This window comes from Ruegeria sp. BHSC029 (assembly GCF_059613085.1).
Map to the genome: position 1 here is coordinate 434,411 of NZ_JBXWRU010000003.1, position 25,410 is coordinate 459,820.

At 61.5% G+C, this 25,410-nt stretch carries 29 protein-coding genes and 3 tRNA genes; 15 read left to right on the forward strand and 17 right to left on the reverse strand.

The annotated features are described in order from the left end of the window. Positions 1–29 precede the first annotated feature (29 nt). Entirely contained in the window at positions 30–692 is a 663-nt protein-coding gene (locus AC2FML_RS09205; protein WP_170365692.1) for a DNA-3-methyladenine glycosylase I, read from the reverse strand. A gap of 397 nt (positions 693–1,089) precedes the next feature. Between AC2FML_RS09205 and AC2FML_RS09210 the strand changes: the two genes are divergently transcribed. The 7 genes from AC2FML_RS09210 (at position 1,090) to AC2FML_RS09240 (ending at position 8,985) form a co-directional block, all read left to right on the forward strand. Continuing rightward, positions 1,090–2,040: an ABC transporter substrate-binding protein gene (locus AC2FML_RS09210; RefSeq protein WP_170369440.1), complete on the forward strand. Its 951-nt coding sequence runs from the start codon at positions 1,090–1,092 to the stop codon at positions 2,038–2,040. Positions 2,041–2,049: 9 nt separating this feature from the next. Beyond that, on the forward strand, positions 2,050–3,102 hold the full coding sequence (locus AC2FML_RS09215) for a quaternary amine ABC transporter ATP-binding protein (RefSeq protein ID WP_170340842.1): 1,053 nt from the start codon (positions 2,050–2,052) through the stop codon (positions 3,100–3,102). Next, complete coding sequence (locus tag AC2FML_RS09220) at positions 3,099–5,165, forward strand: ABC transporter permease (protein ID WP_496782872.1); 2,067 nt, start codon at positions 3,099–3,101, stop codon at positions 5,163–5,165. Before AC2FML_RS09215 ends, AC2FML_RS09220 begins: the two co-directional genes overlap by 4 nt. Before the next feature lie 105 nt (positions 5,166–5,270). Next, positions 5,271–5,936: an NnrU family protein gene (locus tag AC2FML_RS09225; RefSeq protein ID WP_496782874.1), complete on the forward strand. Its 666-nt coding sequence runs from the start codon at positions 5,271–5,273 to the stop codon at positions 5,934–5,936. Between the two features lie 71 nt (positions 5,937–6,007). Further along, positions 6,008–6,529: a DUF2478 domain-containing protein gene (locus AC2FML_RS09230; RefSeq protein WP_496782986.1), complete on the forward strand. Its 522-nt coding sequence runs from the start codon at positions 6,008–6,010 to the stop codon at positions 6,527–6,529. 90 nt (positions 6,530–6,619) lie between these two features. Next, entirely contained in the window at positions 6,620–7,867 is a 1,248-nt protein-coding gene (locus AC2FML_RS09235) for a D-arabinono-1,4-lactone oxidase (RefSeq protein ID WP_496782876.1), read from the forward strand. Further along, a complete protein-coding gene (locus AC2FML_RS09240) occupies positions 7,864–8,985 on the forward strand; it encodes an alanine racemase (protein WP_496782877.1) in 1,122 nt (373 codons plus the stop codon). The genes AC2FML_RS09235 and AC2FML_RS09240 overlap by 4 nt, the downstream gene beginning before the upstream one ends. A 6-nt stretch (positions 8,986–8,991) precedes the next feature. Here the strand turns inward: AC2FML_RS09240 and AC2FML_RS09245 are convergent, their stop codons facing one another. The 6 genes from AC2FML_RS09245 to AC2FML_RS09270 form a co-directional block, all read right to left on the reverse strand. Continuing rightward, positions 8,992–9,747 carry an ABC transporter ATP-binding protein gene (locus tag AC2FML_RS09245; RefSeq protein WP_093964811.1) on the reverse strand — a complete coding sequence of 252 codons (756 nt, stop codon included), beginning with the start codon at positions 9,745–9,747 and terminating at the stop codon, positions 8,992–8,994. Between the two features lie 9 nt (positions 9,748–9,756). After that, a complete protein-coding gene (locus AC2FML_RS09250) occupies positions 9,757–10,512 on the reverse strand; it encodes an ABC transporter ATP-binding protein (RefSeq protein ID WP_093964812.1) in 756 nt (251 codons plus the stop codon). A 12-nt stretch (positions 10,513–10,524) separates the two neighbouring features. Then, positions 10,525–11,730, reverse strand: coding sequence for a branched-chain amino acid ABC transporter permease (locus AC2FML_RS09255; RefSeq protein WP_093964813.1), 1,206 nt, complete (start codon positions 11,728–11,730; stop codon positions 10,525–10,527). Positions 11,731–11,733: 3 nt separating this feature from the next. Further along, entirely contained in the window at positions 11,734–12,765 is a 1,032-nt protein-coding gene (locus AC2FML_RS09260; RefSeq protein WP_170340251.1) for a branched-chain amino acid ABC transporter permease, read from the reverse strand. Between the two features lie 104 nt (positions 12,766–12,869). Further along, positions 12,870–14,216 (reverse strand): substrate-binding protein, encoded by a 1,347-nt coding sequence (locus tag AC2FML_RS09265; protein ID WP_093964815.1) that lies wholly within the window; start codon positions 14,214–14,216, stop codon positions 12,870–12,872. Between the two features lie 430 nt (positions 14,217–14,646). Further along, positions 14,647–14,730: transfer RNA gene (locus AC2FML_RS09270), tRNA-Tyr, on the reverse strand. Positions 14,731–14,846: 116 nt separating this feature from the next. Between AC2FML_RS09270 and rlmB the strand changes: the two genes are divergently transcribed. The 3 genes from rlmB to AC2FML_RS09285 all read left to right on the forward strand — a co-directional run bounded on the left by rlmB (position 14,847) and on the right by AC2FML_RS09285 (position 17,137). Then, positions 14,847–15,620: a 23S rRNA (guanosine(2251)-2'-O)-methyltransferase RlmB gene (gene rlmB / locus AC2FML_RS09275; protein WP_170365706.1), complete on the forward strand. Its 774-nt coding sequence runs from the start codon at positions 14,847–14,849 to the stop codon at positions 15,618–15,620. 392 nt (positions 15,621–16,012) lie between these two features. Beyond that, on the forward strand, positions 16,013–16,465 hold the full coding sequence (locus AC2FML_RS09280) for a YHS domain-containing (seleno)protein (RefSeq protein WP_496782879.1): 453 nt from the start codon (positions 16,013–16,015) through the stop codon (positions 16,463–16,465). Between the two features lie 201 nt (positions 16,466–16,666). After that, the gene (locus tag AC2FML_RS09285) at positions 16,667–17,137 is read left to right on the forward strand and encodes a CoA-binding protein (RefSeq protein ID WP_170390994.1); all 471 of its coding nucleotides are present in this window, start codon (positions 16,667–16,669) and stop codon (positions 17,135–17,137) included. Between the two features lie 4 nt (positions 17,138–17,141). Here the strand turns inward: AC2FML_RS09285 and AC2FML_RS09290 are convergent, their stop codons facing one another. The 3 genes from AC2FML_RS09290 to hisF form a co-directional block, all read right to left on the reverse strand. Then, positions 17,142–17,717: a hypothetical protein gene (locus AC2FML_RS09290; protein WP_244952321.1), complete on the reverse strand. Its 576-nt coding sequence runs from the start codon at positions 17,715–17,717 to the stop codon at positions 17,142–17,144. A gap of 85 nt (positions 17,718–17,802) precedes the next feature. Further along, positions 17,803–18,120, reverse strand: a complete 318-nt coding sequence (locus AC2FML_RS09295) for a phosphoribosyl-ATP diphosphatase (protein WP_170357264.1) — start codon at positions 18,118–18,120, stop codon at positions 17,803–17,805. Continuing rightward, on the reverse strand, positions 18,117–18,878 hold the full coding sequence (hisF, locus tag AC2FML_RS09300; RefSeq protein WP_170340259.1) for an imidazole glycerol phosphate synthase subunit HisF: 762 nt from the start codon (positions 18,876–18,878) through the stop codon (positions 18,117–18,119). The genes AC2FML_RS09295 and hisF overlap by 4 nt, the downstream gene beginning before the upstream one ends. A 171-nt stretch (positions 18,879–19,049) precedes the next feature. Here hisF and AC2FML_RS09305 point away from each other — a divergent pair, with 171 nt between their 5' ends. Beyond that, a complete protein-coding gene (locus AC2FML_RS09305; RefSeq protein ID WP_496782987.1) occupies positions 19,050–19,442 on the forward strand; it encodes a DUF302 domain-containing protein in 393 nt (130 codons plus the stop codon). A gap of 6 nt (positions 19,443–19,448) precedes the next feature. On the opposite strand, the gene AC2FML_RS09310 is transcribed toward AC2FML_RS09305, so the two are convergent. Together AC2FML_RS09310 and hisA are read right to left on the reverse strand one after the other, a co-directional pair. After that, complete coding sequence (locus AC2FML_RS09310) at positions 19,449–19,931, reverse strand: DUF2867 domain-containing protein (protein ID WP_496736214.1); 483 nt, start codon at positions 19,929–19,931, stop codon at positions 19,449–19,451. A gap of 4 nt (positions 19,932–19,935) precedes the next feature. After that, positions 19,936–20,658, reverse strand: a complete 723-nt coding sequence (gene hisA / locus AC2FML_RS09315) for a 1-(5-phosphoribosyl)-5-[(5-phosphoribosylamino)methylideneamino]imidazole-4-carboxamide isomerase (RefSeq protein WP_170390999.1) — start codon at positions 20,656–20,658, stop codon at positions 19,936–19,938. A 135-nt stretch (positions 20,659–20,793) separates the two neighbouring features. Here hisA and AC2FML_RS09320 point away from each other — a divergent pair, with 135 nt between their 5' ends. Further along, a complete protein-coding gene (locus AC2FML_RS09320) occupies positions 20,794–21,201 on the forward strand; it encodes a DUF2147 domain-containing protein (RefSeq protein WP_170357268.1) in 408 nt (135 codons plus the stop codon). A 4-nt stretch (positions 21,202–21,205) separates the two neighbouring features. Here AC2FML_RS09320 and hisH read toward each other — a convergent pair whose 3' ends face one another. Next, on the reverse strand, positions 21,206–21,844 hold the full coding sequence (gene hisH, locus AC2FML_RS09325) for an imidazole glycerol phosphate synthase subunit HisH (protein ID WP_170371555.1): 639 nt from the start codon (positions 21,842–21,844) through the stop codon (positions 21,206–21,208). Continuing rightward, on the reverse strand, positions 21,845–22,432 hold the full coding sequence (hisB, locus tag AC2FML_RS09330; RefSeq protein ID WP_170357270.1) for an imidazoleglycerol-phosphate dehydratase HisB: 588 nt from the start codon (positions 22,430–22,432) through the stop codon (positions 21,845–21,847). It lies immediately after the preceding gene. Positions 22,433–22,585: 153 nt separating this feature from the next. Between hisB and AC2FML_RS09335 the strand changes: the two genes are divergently transcribed. Then, the gene (locus AC2FML_RS09335; RefSeq protein WP_170357271.1) at positions 22,586–22,825 is read left to right on the forward strand and encodes an Lrp/AsnC family transcriptional regulator; all 240 of its coding nucleotides are present in this window, start codon (positions 22,586–22,588) and stop codon (positions 22,823–22,825) included. A 3-nt stretch (positions 22,826–22,828) separates the two neighbouring features. Here AC2FML_RS09335 and AC2FML_RS09340 read toward each other — a convergent pair whose 3' ends face one another. The 3 genes from AC2FML_RS09340 to AC2FML_RS09350 form a co-directional block, all read right to left on the reverse strand. After that, positions 22,829–23,692: a GNAT family N-acetyltransferase gene (locus AC2FML_RS09340; protein ID WP_496782881.1), complete on the reverse strand. Its 864-nt coding sequence runs from the start codon at positions 23,690–23,692 to the stop codon at positions 22,829–22,831. A gap of 88 nt (positions 23,693–23,780) precedes the next feature. Next, a tRNA-Gly gene (locus tag AC2FML_RS09345) sits at positions 23,781–23,855 on the reverse strand. Between the two features lie 34 nt (positions 23,856–23,889). Then, a tRNA-Gly gene (locus AC2FML_RS09350) sits at positions 23,890–23,964 on the reverse strand. 148 nt (positions 23,965–24,112) lie between these two features. Between AC2FML_RS09350 and AC2FML_RS09355 the strand changes: the two genes are divergently transcribed. Continuing rightward, positions 24,113–24,265, forward strand: a complete 153-nt coding sequence (locus AC2FML_RS09355; RefSeq protein ID WP_496782883.1) for a hypothetical protein — start codon at positions 24,113–24,115, stop codon at positions 24,263–24,265. Positions 24,266–24,388: 123 nt separating this feature from the next. Next, positions 24,389–25,357 (forward strand): hypothetical protein, encoded by a 969-nt coding sequence (locus AC2FML_RS09360; RefSeq protein WP_496782884.1) that lies wholly within the window; start codon positions 24,389–24,391, stop codon positions 25,355–25,357. Positions 25,358–25,410: the final 53 nt, after the last annotated feature.

Below are 25,410 nucleotides of genomic sequence, written 5' to 3' on the forward strand. Positions count from 1 at the left end.
AGCCCGCTGTGGTTCGGTCGCAAGCGATTCTAGAGGCTCATCGCAAGCACCCGGCTGATTTCGGTCAACGACCTGCCGGATTGACGCATCCAGGTGTTGAAGGCGTCCTGTACCGCAGCCATCGCTTTCTTGGAGGTGGCTGGCTTGTCGATGACGCCTTCGGCGATCAAACGGGCGGTTACGTCGCGTGACAGGATAAAGCTGTCTCTTCCGGCAAAGCGCATCGCATACTGGGCTGAAGCCCCGCCCAACCGAGAACCACGTTTTGCGAGCATGTCCAAAAGTCCGACATAGTCGGTAGATGGCCAGCCGCCCAACACTTTGCCAACGCCGCCTTCCGTGCGGAGTTCCATAAGAAACGCTGCGTTGTCGCGCACGGTGGCGATCTTGGTGCCGTTGCGCACGATGCGCGTGTCCTGCAACAGCGCGTCGAATTTCTCATCATCCATGAAGGCGCAGCGCCCAACGTCGAACCCGTCAAAGGCCGCCTCGAAACCGTCCCATTTCGCCTCGATGACCTTCCAATTGAAGCCAGCCTGGAAGATGCATTTGGTGATTGTCGAAAGCCACCGATCCTCTGACAGGGCGCCCAATTCCTTGGCGGATTTGGGCTTGGACAGTTTGTCTTCAAGCGCGTGCGGTCCGCCGTGCCGGTCGGCCGCCAGCCCATAGATCTCATCGAAATGGTGCATCGCAAAGCTCCCTTCGCGCCAAATGTTGCCAATTTGTTCCGGTAAATGCAAGGGCGGCCGCCCAGTACGGTCTGCCATTTGGGCAAAACAGTCGGAAAATCAGGATTTTGCCCCATCGTTACAAGAAATACTCGACAAACGACCCCAATTGGGTTTGTGATTGACTCGTCAATCAATGTCCGATCCGCGAAACCTCGGGCAAGCCGCCCCATGACACGAGGGCGCGAGAGGAATGAAATGCGGTACCGAGGCCGTTTATTGGGAATGACGCGAACTGTTCGCTTTCCTTTTCCGGCCAAATTTGTGCATGTTGCGACATGGTATTGTCGTTAGACAAGTCAGCCGGCGGGCACGTTTCCGCCGGGGTGGGCAAAACAAAGAAACAGGGAGAAAATCCATGAAAAAACTGAATGTAAGCCTTCTGGCGATCATGGTCGCTGGCGCCGCGCACGCGGCTGACATGGGCGCGGTGGACGAGCCGATCAAACTGGCGATCAACGAGTGGACGGGCCAACACGTCACCACGCATGTCGCTGCAGAGATGCTCAAGGCCGCCGGTTACCAGGTCGAATTCGTCACCGCGGGCATGTTGAACCAGTTCCAGGCGCTGGCCGACGGAGACATCGACGCCACGCTCGAGATCTGGTCGTCGAACGTGTCGGACGAATACGCCAAGAAAATCGAAGAGGGCACCGTGGTCGAAATCGGCGACCTTGGCCTCGATGCGAAGGAAGGCATCGCATATCCGGCCCATGTCGCCGACCTTTGCCCGGGCCTGCCCGCGTGGGAAGCGCTGAAGGACTGCGCACAGAATTTTGCGACGGCTGAGACCCTGCCGATGGGACGTCTGGTCGACTATCCGGCTGACTGGGGTACGCCCGGGGCAGACCGCATGGTCGGGCTTGAACTGCCGTTCAAGGCTATTCCTGCCGGGTCCGAGGGCGCGCTGATTGCCGAACTACGCGCTTCGACCGAACGCAAATCGCCTCTGCTGATCACCTTCTGGCAACCGCATTGGGCCATGTCGGCCTATGATGTGAAATTCGTTGAGTTGCCGCCGGGTGAAGACGCTTGCTTCAACGATCCGGCCTGGGGGCCAAACCCCAATGCCGTCAATGACTGCGATTTCTCGCCCTCGCGCATCTTCAAAGCCGGGTGGAGCGGTCTGGCGGACAAGTGGCCTGCCGCCTATGAAATCCTGAGCAACTATCAACTGGCGGTCGAAGACCAGCAGCCGATGATGGGTGCGATCGATGTCGACGGCGGCAAGGTCGAAGAGGTTGTCGCGGCCTGGATGGCGGACAACGAAGACAAGTGGCGTCCGGTCGTGGACGCGGCAACGAAGTGAGCCACCTAAGTGACTGACGCGAATACGCCAGCCATTGCCTGCCAGTCTCTCTGGCAGGTTTTTGGCCAAGGCGCAGAAAAAGCCCTGACCGACGCGTTGTCTCGGTCAGGGAACGACGCCGACAAGGCCGCCGCCAATTTGCGCGAACAGGGGTTCATCCCGGCTGTACAGGATGCAAATTTCGAAGTCCGCGATGGTGAATTGTTCGTCATCATGGGTCTGTCGGGGTCCGGCAAGTCGACCCTGATCCGTTGCATCTCGCAACTGTTGCCCGGTACGGGTGGCGAGATCCGCATCGACGGCGACAACGTTATGGGTGCCCCGAAGAAGCAGCTGACCGAACTGCGCCGCAAGAAACTGGGCATGGTGTTCCAGCATTTCGGACTGTTCCCGCACATGACGGTGGCCGAGAACGTCGCCTATCCGCTACGCGTGCAGGGTGTGGGCCGCAAAGAACGTCTGGCCCGCGCGCAGGAAGTCATTTCGCTGGTGGGGCTCGAGGGCCGCGAGGACAGCTTTCCCCGGCAGCTTTCGGGCGGTCAGCGTCAGCGCGTGGGCATCGCCCGGTCTTTGGCAGTGAACCCCGACATCTGGTTCTTGGACGAGCCGTTCTCGGCCTTGGACCCGTTGATCCGGCGGCAGCTGCAGGACGAATTCCTGCGCATTCAGGCGACGCTGAAGAAATCCATCGTCTTCATCACGCATGATATTCAAGAAGCGCTAAAGCTGGCGGACCGCATCGCAATCATGCGGGACGGCAAGATTGTGCAGATCGGCACGCCGACGGATATCGTTCTGCGCCCCGTCGACGACTATGTGCGCGAGTTCTCAAAGGACGTGGCCAAGGGCCAGCACGCCAAAGTCGCCTCGGTCATGCAAGCGGGCGAGGCCGAGCGCGGTCCCGATGACCCTGGCCTGACAACAAAGATGACATTGGACGCGGCGCTGGCGCGCTGTATGGCATTGTACGAGCCCGTGCCGGTGCATGACGAAACCGGCGCGATCGTCGGCACCGTGCACCCCTCGGATCTGGCCGCAGCCCTGCAGGTGGATGACGCATGACCGTCGTCGCCGATGTTCCCAGACCCACTCGGATTCACCTGACAGCCGGAGCGCAGGCGGCCCTGATCACGCTGATCGTGGGCGCGCTGTGTCTGGCGCTTGAGCCGCACGCGCCCTGGCTCGTCAAATGGCCTGCGTCATGGGAAGTGCCAGCCACACAATGGGTGGGCGCCTTCCTCGACTGGTTTCTGAACGCGATCAAACCGGCGGCCCGGCTGTTTTCCGACCTTATGGCCTACCCGATGAACTGGGCCAACTTCGTGTTGGGAAATACGCCCTGGCCGATCCTGATCGGGCTGGTGACTGCACTCGGTTGGTATCTGGGCGGGTTGCCCATGGCGGCGCTGGGCTTTCTGGGCCTCAGCTTCGTGCTGGCTTCGGGCTATTGGGCCGAGAGCATGAACACCTTGGCGCTGGTGGCCGTTTCGGTCCCGGTCGCGCTGATCGTCGGCAGTGCGATTGGCATTCTGGCCAACGAAGTGCCGCGGGTGAAATCGGCCGTTCAGGCGGTGTTGGACATCATGCAGACGGTGCCGACCTTTGCCTATCTGACACCGTTGCTCCTGCTGTTCGGTTTTGGCCCTGTGGTGGGGCTGATCGCCTCGGCCATCTATGCGGCGCCGCCGATGGCGCGAAACGTGATGCTGGGGTTGGAGCGCGTGGAGCCCGAGATCAAGGAAGCCGCCATCATGTCGGGCGGCACCCGGTTCCAGCAGCTGTTCCAGGTGGAAATCCCGGCGGCGGCGACGCAGATCATGGTGGGTGTGAACCAGTGCCTGATGGCGGCCCTGTCGATGGTGATCATCGCTGCGGTCATCGGCGGGTTCAACGATATCGGCTGGGAGGTCCTGCTGACCATGCGCAAGGCGCAGTTCGGTGAATCTCTGCTGGCCGGCATGGTGATCGTTGTCTTTGCGGTGGTGATCGACCGCATGAGCGGCACGCTCGCAACCGAGCGCAATCGCCATGACAACCGCGTCGTCTGGGCGGTTCTTGGCTTTGCGGTCCTGTTCACGCTGCTGTTCTGGGCGCGGCTGCCCAACCCGTCCGAACTGACGCTGCTGGATCCGGTCGCGGAGGCGGTGGACAGCGGCCTGACAGCCTTTACCCAGAATAACGGCCCGTGGCTGGATTCGCTCAAGAACAACTCGATGTTCTATGTCCTGCTGCCGCTGCGGATCGGTCTGGATCAGGCGGTTCTGCCCTTTACCTGGGGGTTCCAGTGGACCCCGGCCATGAGCTTTGGACTGTTCGCCGCCGGTGCGGTGATCGCCTTGCTGATGGCGTGGCGCGGGCACCTGACTGGCGGTCTGGTCACGCTGATCCTGATCGGCATGCTGGAAACCGGCATCGCGAACCTGCCATGGCCCTTCGTGCTGACCGGCGCGGCGGCGTTGGGCTGGGTGGCGGGCGGTTGGCGTCTGGCGGCGTTGTCGGTGGCGCTGCTGAGCACGATCCTGATCTCGGGCCTGTGGGAGAGAGCGCTGCTGTCGCTCTATCTCAGCGGTGCGGCGGTGTTCTTCTGCTCCGTTGTCGGCGGGCTGATCGGCCTCGCCAGCGCGGTCTGGTCGCCGGTCTGGAAGATCGTGCGCCCGATCTGCGACATGCTGCAGACGATCCCGTTGTTCGTGTTCCTGATCCCGGTGCTGATGGTGTTCCAGATCGGCGAGTTTTCGGCCTTTCTGGCGATCTGCGCCTATGCGATCGTGCCAATGATCCGCTACACCCGTCACGGTCTGGTCAACACCCCGGACGAGATGATGGAGGCCGCGATCGCCAGCGGCGCGACCGAGTGGCAGATCATGCGCGACGTGCGTGCGCCCTATGCTGCACCCACGATCCTGCTGGGGCTGAACCAGACGATCCTTTACGCCTTTGCGATGCTGGTGATCGCGGCGCTGATCGGCACGACCGGTCTGGGCCAGTCGATCTATCTGGCGCTGGGGCAGGCAGATGTTGGGCTGGGCATTTCGGCCGGGGCGGCGATGGCCATTCTGGCGCTGGTCGCCGACCGCATGGTTCAGGGATTTGCCGAGGAACGCCGCAAGGCGCTGGGCCTGTAGCCTTGGATCGGGGGCGGCGCAGCTGCCCCCGACCACACTTGATTTTGGACAAGGACCGGGGCCGTTTCCCCCGGTATCTCGGGCGCAAAACAGGCGGAGATGACCATGGCCGGTTGGGGCGCTTTTGTTGCTGCACTTCTGATCTTTCTGCTGAGCCACGCCATTCCGGCGCGTCCGGCAGTGCGTGGCCGGCTGATCGGGTTGATGGGGCGCGGGCCCTATTTCGCGGTCTATTCGGCACTGTCACTGGCAGTTCTGGCCTGGCTGATCGTGGCCGCGGCCGATGCGCCTTATGTCGAGGTGATCCCACCGCTGGCGATCCTGCGCTGGATGCCGCTGCTGGTTATGCCCGTCGTCTGCTGGCTGGCGGTGGCCGGGCTGGCGGCGACCAACCCCTTTTCCTTCGGCGGCCTGGGACGCCGCCCGTTCAACCCCGAGCAGCCCGGCATCCTGCGCACCACCCGTCACCCGATCTTGCTGGCGATGATGCTGTGGGCGCTGGCGCATCTGCTGGCCAATGGCAGCCTGGCGCATGTGGTTCTGTTTGGGCTGTTCGCGGGTTTCGCCTGGATGGGCATGGCCCTGATCGACAGGCGCAAGGCGCGCGAGATGGGAGCCGATTGGCCGCGACTGTCGCGCAACACCGCACGCCTGGCGCTGCGGCTGCCACGCCCCTGGCCGAGGCCCTGGGTCTGGTTGGTGGCGGGGCTGGCCTATGCCGCGCTGTTGCACCTGCACGCGCCGGTGATCGGAGTGTCTCCGCTGCCTTGATGCTGGTGCTGGAAGGGGCGCCCTATGCGTGCTAGTTGAAACAACAAGATGAAACCCAGAAAGGTCTGCCGATGCACCTGGCCTATGTCACCACTACCGATCGCGGCGCAACCGACCGCCTGCTGAGCACGGTAGCCGAACGTCTGCTGGCCAAGGGCGCCCGTCTGGCCGGTGTGGTTCAGACCAACACCGAATGCGCCGACAGCAGCAAATGCGACATGGACCTGCGCGTGCTGCCGGATGGCGAGACCATCCGCATCTCGCAATCGCTGGGCAGCCAATCGCGCGGGTGCCGGCTGGACCCGGCTGCGTTGGAGCAGGCGGTTGGCTATGTGACAGCGTCTCTATCCGACCGTCCGCAATTGCTGATCGTCAACAAGTTCGGCAAGCACGAGGCCGATGGCCGCGGGTTCCGCCCCGTCATCGCCGAGGCTCTGGCGCTCGATGTCCCGGTGCTGGTCGGGGTCAACGGCCTGAACCGTGACAAGTTCGTGGATTTCACCGACGGCGCGGCGCAGGCGATTGAGCCCCGTCTGGACGCCATCGAGGCCTGGTTCGACAGCGTCGCCAACCTGCGGCCTGCGGCCGAATAACAGCTTTCCCGACGTAACGTCCTGAAAACTGGGCTTGTTCCCTATCGCCCCGGCTGCAATCCTCTGCCCTGGATGGGAGGAGGATCAGCCATGTGGCAGAACTGGGCAGGCAACCAGACCAGCCAAATACGGCCCAAGCGGCCGACCACGACCGAAGACCTACAGCAACTGATCGCCTCGGCCGAAACCCTGCGTCCGGTCGGGGCAGGGCATTCCTTCACCCCGCTGGTTCCGGGGGTGCAGCATATCATTGACCTGACCGCCTTGGACCTGCCTGCCGTGACGCAGATCGAAGGCGGGCGGGCCTGGGTCAACGCCAATGCCCGGCTGCGCGATCTGTCGCCGGCCCTGGGCCAGCACGGCAAGGCCTTCCGCAATCTGGGTGATATCAACGTGCAGACTCTGGCCGGCGCGGCGGCCACGGCGACCCATGGCACCGGGCGCACCCTGCCGTGCCTGTCTGCCGAGATCACTGCAGCCCGGCTGATCGGCGCTGACGGACAGACCCTGACCACCGACGACATTCCACTGAACATGGTGCAGGTATCGTTGGGGATGCTGGGCATCGTGACCGAGGCGCAGATCAACGTCGTGCCGAAATACAACCTGCGCCGCCGGGTGCGTCTGTCAGACCTGCAGGACACACTCGAGCGCATGCACCAGCATTGGGACGAGAACCGGAATTTCGAGTGTTTCTACATCCCCTTCACCGGCAAGACCGTTGAAATCCGGCATGAAATCACCGATGCACCCGAGACCCGCGCGCCGCGCGATTTGGACATGATCGCCGTCAAGGTTCTGAAGCTGGCGCGCAGCGCGGGTGGGCTCAGTCCCGGCCTGCGGCGCGCCCTGCTGCGTCTGCTGACGATGGCCCAATCCGACGAGGATTACGTCGGCGAAAGCTGGCGCGTTCTGTGCAGCGACCGGCATATCCGGTTCAAAGAAATGGAATACCACCTTCCGCCCGAAAACGCCCGTGACGTGCTGTCAGAGCTGATCCGACGGTTGGAGCGTGACCACGCCGACATCTATTTCCCCATCGAGGTGCGCCAGACCGCGGGCGACGACGCCTGCCTGTCACCATTCCAAGGTGGCCCACGGGTATCGGTTGCCATCCACACCGATGCGAAGGAAGGCCATCTGCGTTATTTCGAGGCGATGGAGCCGCTGTTCCTGCAGGCCGGCGGCCGCCCCCATTGGGGCAAGCTGCACAGCCTGACCTATTCCGATCTGTCGCGCCTCTATCCTGATTTCGATGCCTTCTGCGCATTGCGTGAACGGCTGGACCCAAAGGGCAAGTTCCTGACACCCGCACTGGCTCGGATGTTTCGCCCATGACCGCAGAGTATCTTGAACATCTCGCTCAAGCGCTGCGCGATCATGGTGTCGATCGGCCGGTTGCCGTCGTCGATCTGGACCGGGTCGATGGGAATTGCGACGCCGCCCGCGCAGGGTTGGGCCACGGCTTGCAGGCCCGGCTGGTGGCCAAATCGCTGCCGTGCCTGCCTCTGCTGGACCATATCCGCGCCCGGATTCCGACATCGGGCCTGATGAGCTTTTCCGAACCCATGTTGTCGGCCCTGCTGGCCGCCGAGCCGGAAACCGATCACCTGCTGGGCAAGCCGCTGCCGGTGACGGCCGCCCGGCGGATTCTTGAGACGCATCCTGACGCTGCCCGGCGGGTGCAGTGGCTGATCGACACGCCACAGCGGCTGGACGCGTATCTGCCGCTTGCCGCTGACACGGGCCAAACCCTGCGCCTGTCGCTCGAGATCGACGTGGGCCTGCATCGCGGCGGGTTGACCCCCGATCAGGTCGCAGGTGTCGCGGCACGGATCGCGGATCGCGCCCATGTCACACTGTCGGGCGTGATGGGGTACGAGGTGCATCTGGCCAAACTGCCTGCGCCGCTCCGACGCCGCGCGCAGCGAGCCAGTGCTAAAGCCTTTGGGCAAGCGGTCGCTGCGCTGGGGCAGGGGGCGCAGGGGCTGTGCCTGAACACCGGTGGTAGCCTGACCTTTCAGGACCCGGCCACGCGAACCCCGGCGACCGAGGTCGCCTTTGGGTCGGTTCTGGTGAAACCTTCGGATTTTGACCACGCATCGACGAAGGCATTTTTGCCCGCCCTGTTCCTGGCCACACCGATCCTCAAGGTCATGCCGCGCAACCCGGTGCCGGGGATCGACCTGCCCGGCCTGCGCCGGTCCAACCTTGCCATTTCCGGTGGTCACTACCTAGCCAGACCCGTCTGGCCCGACGGGTTCGGCTATTCCGGTGTTTTCGGGCGTTCAAGCAATCAAGAGGTCTGGGTGGGTCCCAAAACAACCAGGGCGCAGCCCGGCGATATCGCCTTGCTGCGCCCCAGTCAGAGTGAAGCGGTTTTGAACCAGTTCGGCACGGTTCTGGCACTGCGGCAGGGGCGGGTCGTGGCCGAATGGGCCTGCCTGCCCAACTGACGCGGGTCAGATCGCCAGATATTCCTCGCGCAGCTGGGTGTTTTCCAGCACTTCGTCGGCGGTGCCGTCAAACACGATGCAGCCGGTGTCCAGAATGATTGCCCGGTCGGCCAGTTGCAGCGCGCGCACCGCGTTCTGTTCGACGATGATGGTGGTCATGCCCTGCTGCTTGATGTGGATCAGCGTCTTTTCGATCTCGTCCACGATCACCGGGGCCAGCCCCTCGTAGGGTTCGTCCAGCAGCAGCACCTTGATGTCCCGGGCCAGCGCCCGGGCGATGGACAGCATCTGCTGTTCGCCGCCCGAAAGGGTCACGCCCTCCTGCTTGCGTCGTTCGCCCAGACGCGGGAACAGCTCGTAGATCCGTTCCAGCGACCAGCCGATCGGGGGGGCGATCTGGGCCAGCTGCAGGTTCTCCTCGACCGTCAGGCCGGGGATGATCCGCCGATCCTCGGGCACAAGACCCAATCCGGCGGCGGCGGCCTCGTAGCTGGTCATGTTGTGCAGCGGCTTGTGGTCCAGCCAGATCTCTCCGTGGCGCACCTCGGGCTCGCCCACCCGCGCGATCGAGCGCAGGGTCGAAGTCTTGCCCGCCCCGTTCCGCCCCAGCAGAGCCAGGATCTCGCCTTCGTGGACGTTGAAGCTGACGCCTTGGACGATGTAGCTTTCGCCATAATACGAATGCATGTCCCACACCGACAGAAACGCGGGCGCGGTGCTGGCCATGTTGGCGTTTTTCGAAAAGTCAGGTTTCTCGTTCATAGCTTTTCCTCACGCCGCCTCACCCAGATAGGCCTCTCGGACCTTGGGGTTTCCGCGGATGTTTTCGGGGGTGTCTTCGACCAGCGGCGTGCCCTGCGCCAGAACGGTGATCCGCTCGGCCAGGCTGAACACCACATGCATGTCGTGCTCGATGATCGCGATGGTGATGTCGCGTTCATCCTTGATCTGTTTCAGCAGGTCGATGGTGTTGTTGGTGTCGGCCCGTGCCATGCCGGCCGTAGGCTCGTCCAGCAGCAGCAGGCGCGGCTTCTGGCTGAGACACATGCCGATTTCGAGCCGCCGCTTGTCGCCGCGCGACAGCGAGGCTGAATGCATGTGCCGCTTGTCGGCCATATTCATCTCTTCCAGCATGGCCTCGGCCTGTTCGACCACCTCTTTTTCGTTGGCGATGGTCTCGTAGGCGTGCATGCGGAATGCCCCGTCGCGCATCGCGAAGATCGGGATCAGCATGTTTTCCATCACGGTCAGTTCGCCAAAGATCTCGGGCGTTTGGAACACCCGGCTGATGCCCATCTGGTTGATCTGGTACGGCTCGCGCCCCAGCACAGACTGGTTGTCGAACAAGACCGAACCAGTATCCGGGATCAGCTTGCCCACCAGGCAGTTCAGCAGGGTGGACTTGCCCGCCCCGTTGGGGCCGATGATCGCATGGACCGAGTTTTCCTCGACGCTCAGGTTCACGTCCGTCAGGGCCTTGAGGCCGCCGAAGCGCTTGCTGACATCTTTTACTTTCAGAATTGCCATTGACGCGTTTCCTTATTCTGCCGGCTCGGTTTTGCCCTCGCGGGTGTCATCCCCGCCAACGCTTTTGCGGCGGATCCAGTTCAGCAACCGCTGACCGCCCTCGACCAGCCCGCCGGGCAGGTAGATAACCACCAGCATGAACAGGATGCCCAGGGTCAGGTGCCAGCCCTTGCCGATGAACGGGTGGATGATGAACACCACCGCGTCCTCAAGCCCGTCAGGCAGGAACGCGAACCAGCTGTGCAGCACGTTGTCGTTGATCTTCGAGAAGATGTTCTCGAAATATTTGATGAAGCCCGCGCCCAGAACCGGTCCGATCAGGGTGCCGGTGCCGCCCAGGATGGTCATCAGAACGACCTCGCCCGAGGCGGTCCACTGCATCCGTTCTGCGCCGGCCAGCGGGTCCATTGCGGCCATCAGGCCACCGGCCAGACCGGCATACATGCCCGAGATCACGAAAGCGGCCAGAGTGTAGGGCTTGGAGTTCAGCCCGGTATAGTTCATCCGCTGCTGGTTCGACTTCACCGCGCGCAGCATCATGCCGAAGGGCGAACGGAAAATGCGGATCGCCAGGTAGAACACCACCATCATGATCACTGCGCACAGATAGTAGCCCGCGTTGAAGTCAAAGCTCCACGCGCCCACATCCATCGTGTAGGTCGCGCGCATCGGCAGTCCGAACAGATGCGGCAAATCGGGCGCATTGGCCCCCTGCAGGATCTGCGGGTCGTCGGCATAGACCTGCAGGCCGGTTTCCCCGTTGGTCAGGTTGAACTTGGGGTTCGACAGCACCGAATAGGCCAGCGCAAAGCTCATCTGCGCGAAGGCCAGCGTCAGGATCGAGAAGTAGATCCCCGACCGGCGCAGGCTGACATAGCCGATCAGCACCGAGAACAGCCCTGCGACCACGACGCTCAGCGCGATGGCCGGGATGACGTTGTAGCTGAGCAGTTTGAACATCCAGACGGCCGAGTAGGAACCCACCCCAAGAAAGGCCGCGTGGCCGAAGGACAGGTATCCGGTCAGGCCGAACAGAATGTTGAACCCGATGGCAAAGATGCCGAAGATCACGAACCGCTGCATCAGGTCCGGATAGCCCGCGTTGAACTGCGCCATGGCGCTGTCAGTGGGGAAGGGGTTCAGGATGAAGGGGGCCAGCAGCGTCAGGATTGCGACGACGATCAGCAGGCTTGTGTCTTTTTTGTTCAGTCCCAGCATGGGTTATTCCTCCATCACGCCTTTGCGGCCCATCAGACCCCGCGGACGGGTCAGAAGAACGATGATGGCGACAAGGTAGATGATGATCTGGTTGATGCCCGGGATCGTGGTGGTCGCCCAGGTGGTCGAGGCAAAGCTTTCAAGGATGCCCAGAAGGAACCCGGCCAGAACCGCGCCGGGCAGCGAGCCCATGCCGCCGACCACGACGACCACGAAGCTGAGCACAAGGAAATCCATGCCCATGTGATAGTTGGGCGGGTTCAGCGGGCCGTACATTACGCCTGCCAGACCGGCCACCGCGGCTGCGATGCCGAACATGATGGTGAACCTTCGGTCGATGTTGATGCCCAGAAGGCCCACGGTTTCTCGGTCGGCCATTCCGGCGCGCACGACCATGCCGAAGGTGGTGAACTGCAGGAACGAAAACACGCCCCCGATGATCACGACCGCAAACAGGAAATAGACCAGGCGCCAGATCGGGTAGATGATGGCATTCGGGTCAAAGCCAAGCGCCACGCCCAGATCGACGGACCCGCTCAGTGCCGCAGGCGGCGGGGTCTGGATCGGGTTGGCGCCGAAGAAATACTTGATGATCTCTTGCAGAACGATGGCTAGGCCGAAGGTCACAAGAATCTGATCTGCATGGGGACGCTTGTAGAAATGCTTGATCAGGCCGCGTTCCATCACGTAGCCGACCATAAGCATGATCGGGATGGCAAACAGGATGGCCAGCGGCACGGACCAGTCGATGATGGTCGCGCCCAGCTCGGGGCCGAACCAGCTTTCGACATAGGGGGTCTTCACCTTCAGCGGGTTGCCCAGAAAGTCTGTTTGGGTCTCGTCGACCACCTCGTAGCTGAGGTTGAAGATCTTCTGAAGCGTGACGGCACAGAAGGCGCCGATCATGAACAGGGCCCCGTGGGCGAAGTTCACCACGCCGAGCGTGCCGAAGATCAGCGTCAGCCCCAGCGCAATCAGCGCATAGGCCGAGCCCTTGTCCAGCCCGTTCAGAATTTGCAGTAGGATTGCGTCCATTGTCCTTACCTTTGACTGGTCCCGGCAGCTCTCCCCGGTCGTCTGACCGGAGAGAGCCGTTTTGAGGACTCAGGGGTTTTCTTGCGAAAAACCGAGTGTCGGGGTTACGCGCCCGGGTTGCACTTGCCCAGTTCGCCGCCGGCGAACATCGGGTGATCCGGATCGTACTCGACCTGCGCCCGCGGAGTGATCTCGACGATCTCCAGCGTGTCATAGGCGTTGGTCGGGTTTTCGTTGCCGCGCACGACCAGCACATCCTTGAAGCACTGGTGGTCGGCACCGCGATACCAGGTCGGGCCGTTGCCCAGACCGTCGAACTCGAAGTCCTCGAGAGCTTCGACCACGCCGCACGGGTTGAAGGTGCCTGCGCGCTCGCAGGCATCCGCGTACAGCAGTACCTGGGCATAGCAAGTCTGAGCCGAGTTCGACGGCGGCTTGCCGTACTTCTCGCCGAAGGACTTCACGAAGGCCTTGGTGCCCTCATCCTGCAGCTGCCAGTTCCAGTTCATCGAACCCAGAACGCCTTTGATGTTCTCGCCAGCGCCGGCGGCCATCAGTTCCGAGTACAGCGGAACGACGATCTTGAAGTCCTTGCCGTTTACGACCTTGTCCAGCAGGCCGAACTGGATCGCGTTTGTCAGCGAGTTGACCATGTTGCCGCCGTAGTGGTTCAGAACCAGCACGTCCGCGCCCGAGTTCAGAACCGGCGCGATGTAGGACGAGAAGTCGGTCGAGGCCAGCGGGGTCTTGACAGTGTTGACCGTCTCCCAGCCCATCGCTTCGGTCGACGCCACGATCGACTCTTCCTGGGTCCAACCCCAGTTGTAGTCGGCGGTCAGGTGATAGGCACGGCGTTCGGTGCCCATTTCCTTGGCCAGCACCGGCGCCAGAGCGGCACCCGACATGTAGGCGTTGAAGAAGTGACGGAAGCCGTTCGCCTTCTTGTCCTTGCCGGTGGTGTCGTTGGCGTGGGTCAGGCCGGCCATGAAGATCACGCCCGCCTCCTGGCAGAGGCCCTGAACCGCAACGGCCACGCCCGAGGACGAGCCGCCGTTGATCATGATCGCGCCATCCTTTTCGATCATCGACTTGGCCGATGCGCGCGCCGCGTCCGACTTGGTCTGCGTGTCGCCGGTGACGAACTCGACCTTCTTGCCCAGGATGCCGTTGCCTTTCAGCGCCTTCGACGTGAAGGTGTTCAGGCAGCCGCCGTCGCCTTCGCCGTTCAGGTGTTCGACCGCCAGCTGCTGCGCCAGCAGTTCGTCATTGCCTTCTTCGGCATAGGGGCCGGTCTGCGGCACGTTGAAGCCCAGCGTGACTGATCCGCCCGTGGGTTCGTTGGTATAAGCCGCGGCCGACGAGGCCGTGAAGATCGTCGGCAATGCCAGACCGGCGCTTGTGACGGCACCAGACTTCAGCACGCCGCGACGCGTGACAGATTTGTTTGACATGAATTCCTCCCAATTAGCAGGCTACGCCCTCGGGCTCCTCTTCCGTCGGGTAAAACGCAACCTGCGCAGGGCAAGTATGAGGGGCAGAATGAAAATTCCCCAACAAGTCCCTAGAAATGAAATATTATTTTGTAAATTCTTGAACTCTTTGATTTATGAATTTGTAAATTTTTGGAACTGGAAGATGATAAGCTGCTCATTGGAAAGGATGAGTCAGAAAATCCCGTTTCGATACAAGCATCGGGTGTCTCGACGCAACCGCCAGTCCCACGCCGTCCGACGTCCGGCCGTTGATGCTCGGGGCATCGCATGATCTCCGGGCACTCAACCTTTGCCTGAATTTCCTCGCAGAATCGAGGGCAAACGCAAGGGACCACCTGGACAAATCCGGTGTGCAATATCCATCTGTGTTCTGATTTGCGGAAGAAAATGGTGGGCGACCCTGGAATCGAACCAGGCGTGCGTCTCCGCGAGGGAGTTACAGTCCCCTGCCACACCTTGCGGCCTGTCGCCCACTGTCAGGCGTTGCACCTGACGTGGAGGCGTGATTACTAGCGCTCAAAAGGAGCGTCAACAGGAAAATTCCGCTTTGGCGCAGGAAACATTGTTCCCGGCCCGGAGGCCAGTAAAATGAAGAAACCGAAGTGGGTGATCGAGAAAGAGCAGGCGCGCAAAGCGGCGGCTTCCGAAACCGTTTGGTTATTCGGATTGCACGCCGTGCGTGATGCGTTGATGAACCCCAAACGGCAGAAACTGCGCCTGATCGTGACCCGCAACGCGCAGGACAAGCTGGCGGATGCGATCGCGGAATCGGGCATGCAGGCTGAGCTCGTCGATCCGCGAAAATTCAACGCGCCAATCGACTCGGGCTCGGTGCACCAAGGCGCGGCGCTTGAAGTCAAGCCGCTGGAATGGGGCGGTCTGGCCGAGAATTGCATCGGGCGCGAAAACCCTCGGGTGCTGCTGTTGGACCGCGTGACCGATCCGCACAATGTGGGCGCGATTCTGCGCTCGGCCGAGGTTCTGGGCGCCAGCGCGGTCATCGGCACGCGCCACCATTCGGCGCCGGAAACCGGTGCGCTGGCCAAGACCGCCAGCGGTGCGTTGGAACGCCAACCTTACCTGCGGGTGCGTAACCTGGCTGATGCGATCGTCGAGTTGCAGAATATGGGGTTCCTGGTTCTGGGCCTGGATGGTGAGGCCGAACAGACCATCGAGGCCGCTTTGGAAGGCAAGCGCGATCGTCCGGTTGCGCTGGTTCTGGGGGCAGAGGGGCCGGGGTTGCGGCAAAAGACCAAGGAAACGGTGGATATGCTTGTCAAAATTGACGCAGCGGGCGGTTTCGGATCGCTCAACGTCTCAAATGCCGCGGCGATTGCCCTATATGCTTCTCAGCCGCATTGAGAGGAGAGACCCATTCCCGCCCCGTCCAAGATTGCTACGTGCTGCTACTGCGGAACCCGCGCGGCGCTGGTCCTCAAGGGTCGCCAGCGGCACGAACTCAGTTGTTCCAGTTGCGGTGCCCCGTTGCATAACCTGAAGATGATTCCGGTCAAAAAGGCTTCGGATCCAAAGCCGCGACACAGCATTCCGATGCAGAAGCCCAAAAAGAAGAGCTACAAGAAAAGGAAAAAAGGCCTTTTCTCGCGCGTTCTGGACGAAGCTTGGGATGTGATCGAGGACGTGTTCGATTGAGCCCTTTCCGACACGACCCTTCACAACTGCGTCAAATGGGTTTCGCGGCGCGTCAAAAGTTGCATCTTATAGCGTCTGTAAAACACAACCCGTGAAATCTGATGCTACCCCGACGATCCGTACTTGCCGGTCTTACCTTTTCAATCGCTTGTCCGCTGACATTGCGGGCGCAGACCGCCCCGGTCTTCTATTCCGCAAAAGGTGCGGCCATTACCGGTTATGACGCGGTCAGCTATTTTCGAGATGGCGGCCCGATTCAAGGGCGACCCGACATTGCGGTGATGTGGAAGGGCGCTACCTGGCGGTTTGCCTCGCAGGAGAACCGAGAGGCGTTCGAACTTAATCCGCGTGCCTACGCGCCGAGGTTCGGCGGATATTGCGCCTATGCCATGGCTTATGGCGAGCTCACCAGCACGGACCCGATGGCGTGGAAAATCGTAGGCGGCAGGCTGTATCTGACGCATTCCCTCGAGATCGAAAGGATGTGGCTGACGGACACGACCGGCTTCATCCAGAAAGCCGAGAAAAACTGGCCGGCGATCCTGTACGGTTGACAGGCAGATTCCCGCTTATCCGCTCGTGTCACCACAAAAATGCGCGCGACCTCTTTTTTTTCCGAAACTCATGCCTAAATGTCACAGTGACCGCGGAACGGAACTGCCGCGGGTCATTTCACTGTCCCTCGTTCCAACAACTGGCGCCCAAGGTATCCTTGGGCGCTTTTTTCTTTTCCAAGTCACGGCTAGGCTGCAGCCATGACTGAGTATTCCGATGACTTCCTCAGATCCGTCCTGAAACGCACCAAGGTGGTTGCGGTCGTTGGCGTGTCGATGAACCCGGTGCGGCCCAGCTATTACGTTGCGCGCTACTTGTCGCTCAAGGGGTACAGGGTGATTCCGGTCAATCCTGGCCATGCCGGAGCCGATCTTTTTGGTGAAACTGTTCGGGCCTCGTTGTCCGAAATCAGTGAACCCGTTGACATGGTAGATATTTTTCGCAGGTCCGAAGCCGTTCCTCCGATCGTGGATGAAGCGCTGGCTGCATTTCCCGACCTGCGCACGATCTGGATGCAGATCGGTGTTGAAAACGCCGAGGCCGCCGCGGTGGCGCAGGCGCGCGGTGTCGATGTCGTCATGAATCGCTGCCCCAAGATCGAATATCAGCGCCTGTTCGGCGAGCTGCGCATGGGCGGGTTCGCCACCGGCATCATCTCATCAAAACTCTGACCGCTCAGTTCACCGCAACGGCGTTGATTTCCGCAAGCTGCTCTTGCCGCCGTTTCTCCAGCACGATGTCGCGCGGGACCCAGTCATAGCGTGTGTCCTCGCGCAATGGACTCCAAAACAGGACCCCTCCATAACGCCATGGGTCCAGAACGACACCGTCGTACATCGAATCACCGCGTCGGCTGATTATTGCCGTGCTGTGATCGATTCGGAACGGGTTGTCGGCGTTGGCGATCGCGCGGTGCAGGGTCAGCGTGCGAAAGTTCTCCTGCTTCAAGCGCCGTTCGATGTCTTCGGCCCAGTGCCAGCACAGCCCGCGCGGGCGCAGCCCTTTGTTGACCTTGGCGTTATGGATCAGAGGGGGGTCTGTGATCTGGTATTCCTGCGCCAGCTGCGCGGTATAGGCATAGGTGACGCGGGCCGCGCGCTGGGCCTCTTCCGGGTCGACCTCGGGCCCCAGCGCCTGGATCTGGGCTGCAAGCCGCGCGACGTCGTCGCTGCGAGCGGGCGGCGCGGATGAGCATGCGCCAAGCCCCAGAATGGCCAGCGTCGTCAGTGCCCAGATCATGGGTTTGAACATGCCTGTGTCCCTCGTCGCCCCTGCGCCCGGCAGGCGCTTCGGTCAATCAGTATAGGGCGCGGACGCTATTGGTGAAAGCCGGGTCTCAGCCCCGGTCGCGTGCGGCCTTTTCGGCGATGCCGCTGGTGCCCTGCCGCCTGGCAAGCTCGGCCAGAACGTCTTCCAGCGCCACGTCGCGCGCGGCCAGCATGACCAGCAGGTGATACAGCACATCGGCGGCCTCGGATGTCAGCCGGTCGCGGTCACCCTTCACGGCTTCGATGATCGCCTCCACGGCCTCTTCGCCAAACTTCTCGGCGCATTTCTCGGGGCCTTTGGACAGCAGCTTGGCGGTCCAGCTTGATTCGGGGTCCGCGCCCTTGCGGGATGCGATCGTGGCGGCCAGCTCGTTCAGTATGCTCATGTCAGCCTCATGGGGATACCCGCGGATGCCATGTGCTCTTTGGCCTCGCGGATCGTGTATTCGCCGAAGTGAAAGATCGAGGCCGCAAGCACCGCGCTGGCTCCGCCTTCGGTCACGCCTTCGACCAAATGATCCAGATTGCCCACGCCGCCCGAGGCGATCACCGGCACGTCGACCGCGTCCGAGATGGCGCGGGTGAGGGGAATGTTGAACCCCGCCTTGGTGCCGTCGCGGTCCATCGAAGTCAGCAGAATCTCACCCGCCCCCTTGGCGACGACGGTCTTGGCGAACTCTACCGCGTCGATGCCGGTGGGTTTGCGTCCGCCGTGGGTGAAGATCTCCCATTTGCCGGGGCTGACGGTTTTGGCGTCGATGGCGCAGACGATGCACTGGCTGCCGAACTGGTCGGCAGCCTCGGCGATCACGTCGGGGTTGGCCACGGCGGCCGAGTTGAAGCTGACCTTGTCGGCCCCCGCCAGCAACAGCGCGCGCACGTCTTCCTTGGTGCGCACGCCGCCACCCACCGTCAGCGGTACGAAGCACTGCTCGGCCGTGCGCTGAACCACGTCGAACATGGTGCCGCGGTTTTCGTGGGTGGCGTGGATGTCGAGAAAGCAGATCTCGTCAGCGCCGGCGGCGTCATAGGCCTTGGCCGATTCCACCGGATCGCCCGCGTCGCGCAGGCCCACGAAATTCACGCCCTTGACCACGCGGCCATCGGCGACATCCAGACAGGGAATGATGCGGGTTTTCAGCATGGTTTGTCCTTTGTTGCCGCACCTCTACCGGCAAAGCCCCGCCGATGCCAGAGTTGTGATTGTCCTGCGCCCGGAACCTCGTGAAACTGAAGCGGATTTCAGCAGGAGGTGAAAACCATGCGCAACTTGTTTCTTACAACCGCTTTCATTCTGTCCGGTGCGACGTGGGCGATGGCCGACGACATCATCAAGGTTCCCACCGACAAATCCGTGACCGAGGCCATCGACGCGCTGCAGGCCGCCGTCGAAAATGCAGGCGCGACCGTACTTGCCCGCGTTGACCACGCGGCCGGTGCGCACAAGGTTGACATGACGATACCGCCCAATCAGGTCTTGATCTTCGGAAACCCGGCTCTGGGACCGCCCGCCATGCAGATCGACCCGCGTGCGGGATTGTTCCTTCCGCTCAAGGTGCAGGCCTATGAGGATGCCGACGGCCAGGTCTGGTTGGCCTACGAGGATCCCAAGGAAACCATGGACGAGCTTGATGCGGTGGAAAAATCCCCGGTGATCGACAAGATGCGCGGTGCGTTGAGCAAGCTGACGGATGCCGCAGCCAACTGATCGGCGTCATCCCTGAGAAGCGCGTGCGATCCGTTTCATGCAATTGCGCACGATCAGAATGTGAAGGGGCATGATCACCGTCAGATAGATCCGTCCCAAACGATTGTGAGTCCGCACCCAGGTTGCCATGACTACGCGGTCTTTGTCGCGATGCACGGCGATGCGGAAATCCAGATGGCGGTCATCGATTCCCACGATGACCTCTGTCTCATCCCTGTAGGTCACGGGAAAAATCGCACCGGTGCCTGCGTCGGGCGAGCCATTGTCGGTGTTCAAGTGCTTGCCGCCCTTCAAGCCGAATGGGGCAACGATTGCGTTCCGGATTCCCATCAGGATCTTCACCCACCCCGGCATGTTCAGACCGATTTTCATCGCGTCAAACGGTGCAAGGTCGCTTTGGACCGAGTACCCATCAACAAAATCACCCGGAGTGAACAGCGACCACAATTCAGACTGCTCGGGCAGAACCTGTTTGCGGACCGCTTGCAATATCCTAACCCTTCAACGCCGCCAGGGCTTCGCGCAGATCCAGCGCGCCGTCATAGAGCGCGCGGCCTGAAATCGCGCCGTTCAGGTTTGCGCCGCAGTCGCGCAAGGCGATCAGGTCGTCCAGCGAGCTGACCCCGCCGCTGGCGATCACCGGGATCGAGACTGCCCGGGCCAGGTCGGCCGTGGCCTCGACATTGGGGCCTTGCATCGCGCCGTCGCGGTTGATGTCGGTGTAGATGATCGCTGCCACGCCCGCGTCTTCGAAGCTGCGCGCCAGGTCGGTCACCATCACGTCGGTTTCCTCGGCCCAGCCCTTGGTGGCGACGCGTCCATTGCGCGCGTCGATCCCGACGGCGACCTGGCCGGGAAAGGCCTTGGCCGCCTGACGGACCAGATCGGGGTTCTCCACCGCAACCGTGCCCAGAATCACCCGGGCCAGCCCTTTGTCCAGCCAGGTCTCGATCGTGGCCATGTCGCGGATGCCGCCGCCCAGCTGGGCCGGCACGTTGCAGGATTTCAGGATCGCCTCGACCGGGGCGGCGTTCACGGGTTCCCCGGCGAAAGCGCCGTTCAGGTCCACCAGATGCAGCCATTCGCAGCCGGCCTCGACAAAGGCGCGGGCCTGGGCGGCGGGGTCTTCGTTGAAGACCGTGGCCTTGTCCATCTCGCCGCGCAGAAGGCGCACGGCCTGGCCGTCTTTCAGGTCGATTGCGGGATAGAGGATCATGTCGGGCGGCCTTTTCGTGACTGGTACTGGCGCGGGATATGGCACAGGTGGGGCAGGGGATGCAACGCGACGCAAAGTCAATCTTGCCCGAACGGGTGCCGGCGGTCAGACTGCCTGCAAAACAGGGAGGATACCATGAACAAACTTGCTCTGGCCGCTGCGGCAGCACTTGTCACCTTGGCCACCGGCGCGCGCGCGGATGACCCGGTCGACGGGCTTTGGAAAACCCAGCCGGGGGATACCGGCGGATATCTGCACGTCTCGATCGGGCCTTGCGGCAGTGCCGTTTGCGGCACCATCGACAGCGCCTTCGACAAGGACGGAAACCAGCAGCTGGATTACGAGAACTTGGGCAAGAACATCATCTGGGACATGGTCGCGGATGGCGGCGGCAGCTATAGCGGCGGCAAGATCTGGGCGCCGGACCGGGACAAGACCTACAATTCCAAGATGTCGCTGGACGGTCAGAACAATCTGACGGTCAAGGGTTGCGTCGCGGGCGGCCTGATCTGTCGCGGTCAGACCTGGACCCGCGTACAGTAACCGGTCAGGGGGCCCAGGTCAGGAAGTTCCCGATCATCCGCAGGCCCACATCCTGGCTTTTTTCAGGGTGAAACTGCATCCCGATCATCGTGTCTCGGCCGATCACGGCCGTGACCGGCCCTCTATAGTCCACATGGGCCAGGCGTTGCGCCGGATTGGCGACGCGGAAATGGTAGGAGTGGACGAAATAGACGTGGTCGCCTGAGGCGACGCCGTTGAACACCGGGTGCTCGCTCTCGATCACCAGATCGTTCCACCCCATATGCGGAACCTTCAGCGCCCGGTCTTCGGGCTCGATCCGCACCACGTCCCCGGTCACCCAATTCAGGCCCGGCGTGTCGGTATATTCGCGGCCCGTGGTCGCCATCAGCTGCATGCCGACGCAGATGCCCAGAAACGGGCGGCCCTTCTGCTCGACCGCTTCGACCATCGCATCATGGATGCCCTTGTGCCCGCGCAGCTCGGCCGCGCAGGCGGGAAAGGCGCCGTCGCCGGGCAGCACCAGCCGGTCGGCGCGCGCGACGACATCGGCATCCGAGGTCACGACGACCTCACCCGCGTCCAGCTCGCGCGCCATGCGTTGAAACGCCTTTTCCGCCGAGTGCAGGTTGCCGCTTTCGTAGTCGATGATCGCGGTCAGCATCTATAGCGCGCCCTTGGTGGACGGAATCGCATCCCCCTTGCGCGGGTCGGTCTCGACCGCATGACGCAGGGCGCGGGCGACGGCCTTGAACGCCGCTTCGGCGATGTGGTGGCTGTTGAAGCCGTGCAACTGGTCGATATGCAGGGTGATGCCGCCATGGGTGGCCAGCGCCTGAAAGAACTCGCGCACCAACTCGGTGTCGAAACTGCCGATCTTGGGCGTCGGCAGGTCCACGTTCCACACCAGAAACGGTCGGCCCGACAGGTCCAGCGCGCAGCGCACCTGCGCATCGTCCATCGGCAGATGGCACTCGCCATACCGCCGGATGCCTTTCTTGTCCCCCAGCGCCTGCGTCAGCGCCTGACCCAACGCGATGCCGGTGTCCTCGACCGTGTGGTGGTCGTCGATGTGATAATCGCCTTTGGCCCGGATCGTCATGTCGATCAGCGAATGCCGCGCCAGCTGGTCCAGCATGTGATCGAAGAACCCCACACCGGTCTGGTTGTCATAGGTGCCGGTGCCGTCGAGGTTGACCTCGACCGTAATCGCGGTCTCGGCGGTCTTGCGGCTGATCGAAGCTGTGCGCATTGGCGAAATCCTCTTGCTACAGGGGCGCTTATAGACGGGGACGGGCGGCCTTATCCAGCCCGATCATTGCAATCGCAGCAAACTGTTGCAGGGGATTGCGCCCGGGCGCGGGGCGTGCCAGCCTGCGCCAAACGGAAGCAACAAGGCCACGAAATGTCCACCTGCGTTTTCATCCAAATCCGCTGCAAGCCCGGCACCACCTACAAGGTGGCCGAAGAGATCGCTCTGCGCGAAATCCACTCGGAACTCTACTCCACCAGTGGTGAATATGACCTGCTGCTCAAGCTTTACATCCCCGAAACCGAGGATGTTGGCCATTTCATAAATGAACACCTTCTGGTCATTCCGAACATCGAACGGTCGTTGACAACAATGACCTTCAGGGCGTTCTAAGGTTCAGCCAAGTTCGAACGTCGTCACGCCGAACACGCGGTTCAGGTCGATATCCGGCTCGTGGTCGGAGTACATGCGCGCGGTTTCAAAGACTTTTTCCAGGCCCAAAGCGTCAGCCAGTGCAAAGGCCGCCGCGTTGGGCTGTGGCATGTCGACATAGACCTCAGAACTGTGGTGATCAGCGGGAACTTCGGCCAGGACCGCAGCCAGAAGCGCCTGCGCGATGTCCGGATCGTCGGCGAACAGCGGCCCTACCTTGTAGCCATTCAGGCAGGAGCGCAGAGTTGCATACCCGGCGATGCGACCTTTCTGGATACAAACACGCGAGATATGGCCCGGTGCGCTCAGCCACTCCGTCAGAAAGGCATCCCGATGCGCGGGGAACAGGGCACGGTCATAGATGCGAAGGTCTTCGGACAGGCCACCGAGGGGCGCAACCTCGATACTGGTCTTGGGTAGGCTGGAGAGGATGCCTGACACTGTGCCGGAGAACCGATAATTGTTGTAGGCGAAGACAAAGCCCGACTTGCGGTAGTTGTCCTGTTGTTCGACCACCCCGTCCAAACCCATGTTTCGCCCCGTACAATGCGCCAGGGCGTGCTGGGCGATTTCCAGACCATGACCGGATCCGCGAAACTCGGGCCGCACGATATAGAAACCCAGAAACGAAAACGCGTCGTCGTAGTTCACGGCTGAAACCGAGGCGATCATCTCGCCATCCAGAAACCCGCCCAGAAATCCGTCGGGGTCGGTCGGGCGGAAACAGATTGCGTCCTCATGACCCGGGTTCCAGCCCTCGCGCCCGGCCCAATCCACTGCGTGGCGCAGTTCTTCGGCGGTCAGCGTGCGAATTTGGTAGTCTGACATCGGGGCATCCATCTGACTGCTGCATGTCAGAACAGAATGGCGCAGGACCGACCGATCCGCCAGTGCTTGTTGTGGGAAGGTGGATATCTGGAGCGGGCGATGAGATTCGAACTCACGACCCTAACCTTGGCAAGGTTATGCTCTACCCCTGAGCTACGCCCGCAATCAGATATCTTGTGCGACCTTTCGGTCCTCGTTGGAGCGGGCGATGAGATTCGAACTCACGACCCTAACCTTGGCAAGGTTATGCTCTACCCCTGAGCTACGCCCGCGCCGTCGAGTGAGGCGTGAACTATAAATTCTGGCGGAAAGCTGCAAGAGGAAAAACGCACTTGGCCGGAAAAAAATTTGCGACGGAACAGGTGTGCTGAGCCGTTGAAACCTACAGCCACGGATATTGACAACGGTGGAGACGGAGGGATGAACAAGGTTGAGAACATAAAACTGACTGCGTTGGTCGGAGCCATGCTTCTGAGCCTCTTTGCAGGTCAGTTGAGAAACGAGCAAGCCTATGAAGTTAATGATATTTTCAAACTGTCGCCCGAGGTCAATTCTCTCGAACTGAGTGGATAACAGCGGTTTCGTTCGAAGGCCAAATTTTGCCGTATTCGATAACTAGTATATGCATAATGCGAAATTTCTGCTCAAACTTGTGCCGGTTGGCGCAAGTATTTGGATACCTAAAAGGGGATTGGCATGCATTGGTTTATTTCTATGTCACGGGTTGTGGCGACATCTTTGTTGCTGGCCGGGGCAGTTAGCTTCGTTGCGGTGTTGGCTACGCCAGATATCGCCATAGCCAAGAACGGGAATGGCAATGGTGGCGGAAATGGTAACGGTGGTGGAAACGGAAATAGTAGCGGTGGCGGCAACGGAAATGGCAAAAGCGCCGAAAAACCCAGTGCCAGCCTCGGAGGATCTGCGCGCAGCACGAAGGGTGGGTCCGGCCAGGGCAAGGGTTTTCTCGCCGGTCTCGGTCTCGCTAAACCAAAGGCACAACGAAAGAACACCAAAACTACATCACGGACCAAAGGGCAGAATGGTTTTGCAGCCAAACTCGACGAATTCTTCACTGGAAAAAAGAAAGTCGAGAAGCCGATCCGTAAAGCGCAGGTAGCGGCGGCAGTTGTCGAGGAGCCGTATGTCAAACCAATCAAGCACGGCAAAATCGCGTCCGAGCTCAAGGGCTTGAATGCCGCGCACGCCAGCCAGACTGCCTTGATGAATGCGGCCCCGAACAGCATGCCGGGCAAGCTTTACAGCTATCAGCAGAGTATACTTGGTTTCTCTGGCGCGACAGAGGAGCTTGAAATGCGCGAACAGGAATTGTCCGAACTGGAAGGTCTGACCGAAGCGGAGATCGAGGACCAATTTGCGCCAACTGAAGAAGAAGCAGCCGAGGGCATCACCGCACAGGACAAATACGAGGATGCCGTGGCCGAAGCGCAGCAGGCTGTGACCGAAGCCGAAGAAGCCTTGGCAGGGGCGGATGATCCGCAGGAAGCACTTGATACCTTGACCGGTGGCCGTGACTTGTCCGATCCGGCTCTTCATGAACTGCACGATTTGTTGGGCTTGCCAGCGCCGATCGAGGAAGAGGTTTCGATTGACAGCACGCCGGAACAGTTGCCGCAACAGCCTGTCGCGGAGTCCAGCGACGGTTGAACTAGCCCGCTCGGATGAAAAAAGGCGCGCCTGATGGCGCGCCTTTCTGTGTT

Bases quoted from the DNA above. Each gene is read 5' to 3' on its own strand.
- AC2FML_RS09205 (WP_170365692.1), bottom strand. From the start codon at position 692: ATGCACCATTTCGATGAGATCTATGGGCTGGCGGCCGACCGGCACGGC.
- AC2FML_RS09210 (WP_170369440.1), top strand. From the start codon at position 1,090: ATGAAAAAACTGAATGTAAGCCTTCTGGCGATCATGGTCGCTGGCGCC.
- AC2FML_RS09220 (WP_496782872.1), top strand. From the start codon at position 3,099: ATGACCGTCGTCGCCGATGTTCCCAGACCCACTCGGATTCACCTGACA.
- AC2FML_RS09225 (WP_496782874.1), top strand. From the start codon at position 5,271: ATGGCCGGTTGGGGCGCTTTTGTTGCTGCACTTCTGATCTTTCTGCTG.
- AC2FML_RS09230 (WP_496782986.1), top strand. From the start codon at position 6,008: ATGCACCTGGCCTATGTCACCACTACCGATCGCGGCGCAACCGACCGC.
- AC2FML_RS09235 (WP_496782876.1), top strand. From the start codon at position 6,620: ATGTGGCAGAACTGGGCAGGCAACCAGACCAGCCAAATACGGCCCAAG.
- AC2FML_RS09240 (WP_496782877.1), top strand. From the start codon at position 7,864: ATGACCGCAGAGTATCTTGAACATCTCGCTCAAGCGCTGCGCGATCAT.
- AC2FML_RS09245 (WP_093964811.1), bottom strand. From the start codon at position 9,747: ATGAACGAGAAACCTGACTTTTCGAAAAACGCCAACATGGCCAGCACC.
- AC2FML_RS09250 (WP_093964812.1), bottom strand. From the start codon at position 10,512: ATGGCAATTCTGAAAGTAAAAGATGTCAGCAAGCGCTTCGGCGGCCTC.
- AC2FML_RS09255 (WP_093964813.1), bottom strand. From the start codon at position 11,730: ATGCTGGGACTGAACAAAAAAGACACAAGCCTGCTGATCGTCGTCGCA.
- AC2FML_RS09260 (WP_170340251.1), bottom strand. From the start codon at position 12,765: ATGGACGCAATCCTACTGCAAATTCTGAACGGGCTGGACAAGGGCTCG.
- AC2FML_RS09265 (WP_093964815.1), bottom strand. From the start codon at position 14,216: ATGTCAAACAAATCTGTCACGCGTCGCGGCGTGCTGAAGTCTGGTGCC.
- rlmB (WP_170365706.1), top strand. From the start codon at position 14,847: ATGAAGAAACCGAAGTGGGTGATCGAGAAAGAGCAGGCGCGCAAAGCG.
- AC2FML_RS09280 (WP_496782879.1), top strand. From the start codon at position 16,013: ATGCTACCCCGACGATCCGTACTTGCCGGTCTTACCTTTTCAATCGCT.
- AC2FML_RS09285 (WP_170390994.1), top strand. From the start codon at position 16,667: ATGACTGAGTATTCCGATGACTTCCTCAGATCCGTCCTGAAACGCACC.
- AC2FML_RS09290 (WP_244952321.1), bottom strand. From the start codon at position 17,717: ATGTTCAAACCCATGATCTGGGCACTGACGACGCTGGCCATTCTGGGG.
- AC2FML_RS09295 (WP_170357264.1), bottom strand. From the start codon at position 18,120: ATGAGCATACTGAACGAGCTGGCCGCCACGATCGCATCCCGCAAGGGC.
- hisF (WP_170340259.1), bottom strand. From the start codon at position 18,878: ATGCTGAAAACCCGCATCATTCCCTGTCTGGATGTCGCCGATGGCCGC.
- AC2FML_RS09305 (WP_496782987.1), top strand. From the start codon at position 19,050: ATGGCCGACGACATCATCAAGGTTCCCACCGACAAATCCGTGACCGAG.
- hisA (WP_170390999.1), bottom strand. From the start codon at position 20,658: ATGATCCTCTATCCCGCAATCGACCTGAAAGACGGCCAGGCCGTGCGC.
- AC2FML_RS09320 (WP_170357268.1), top strand. From the start codon at position 20,794: ATGAACAAACTTGCTCTGGCCGCTGCGGCAGCACTTGTCACCTTGGCC.
- hisH (WP_170371555.1), bottom strand. From the start codon at position 21,844: ATGCTGACCGCGATCATCGACTACGAAAGCGGCAACCTGCACTCGGCG.
- hisB (WP_170357270.1), bottom strand. From the start codon at position 22,432: ATGCGCACAGCTTCGATCAGCCGCAAGACCGCCGAGACCGCGATTACG.
- AC2FML_RS09335 (WP_170357271.1), top strand. From the start codon at position 22,586: ATGTCCACCTGCGTTTTCATCCAAATCCGCTGCAAGCCCGGCACCACC.
- AC2FML_RS09340 (WP_496782881.1), bottom strand. From the start codon at position 23,692: ATGTCAGACTACCAAATTCGCACGCTGACCGCCGAAGAACTGCGCCAC.
- AC2FML_RS09355 (WP_496782883.1), top strand. From the start codon at position 24,113: ATGAACAAGGTTGAGAACATAAAACTGACTGCGTTGGTCGGAGCCATG.
- AC2FML_RS09360 (WP_496782884.1), top strand. From the start codon at position 24,389: ATGCATTGGTTTATTTCTATGTCACGGGTTGTGGCGACATCTTTGTTG.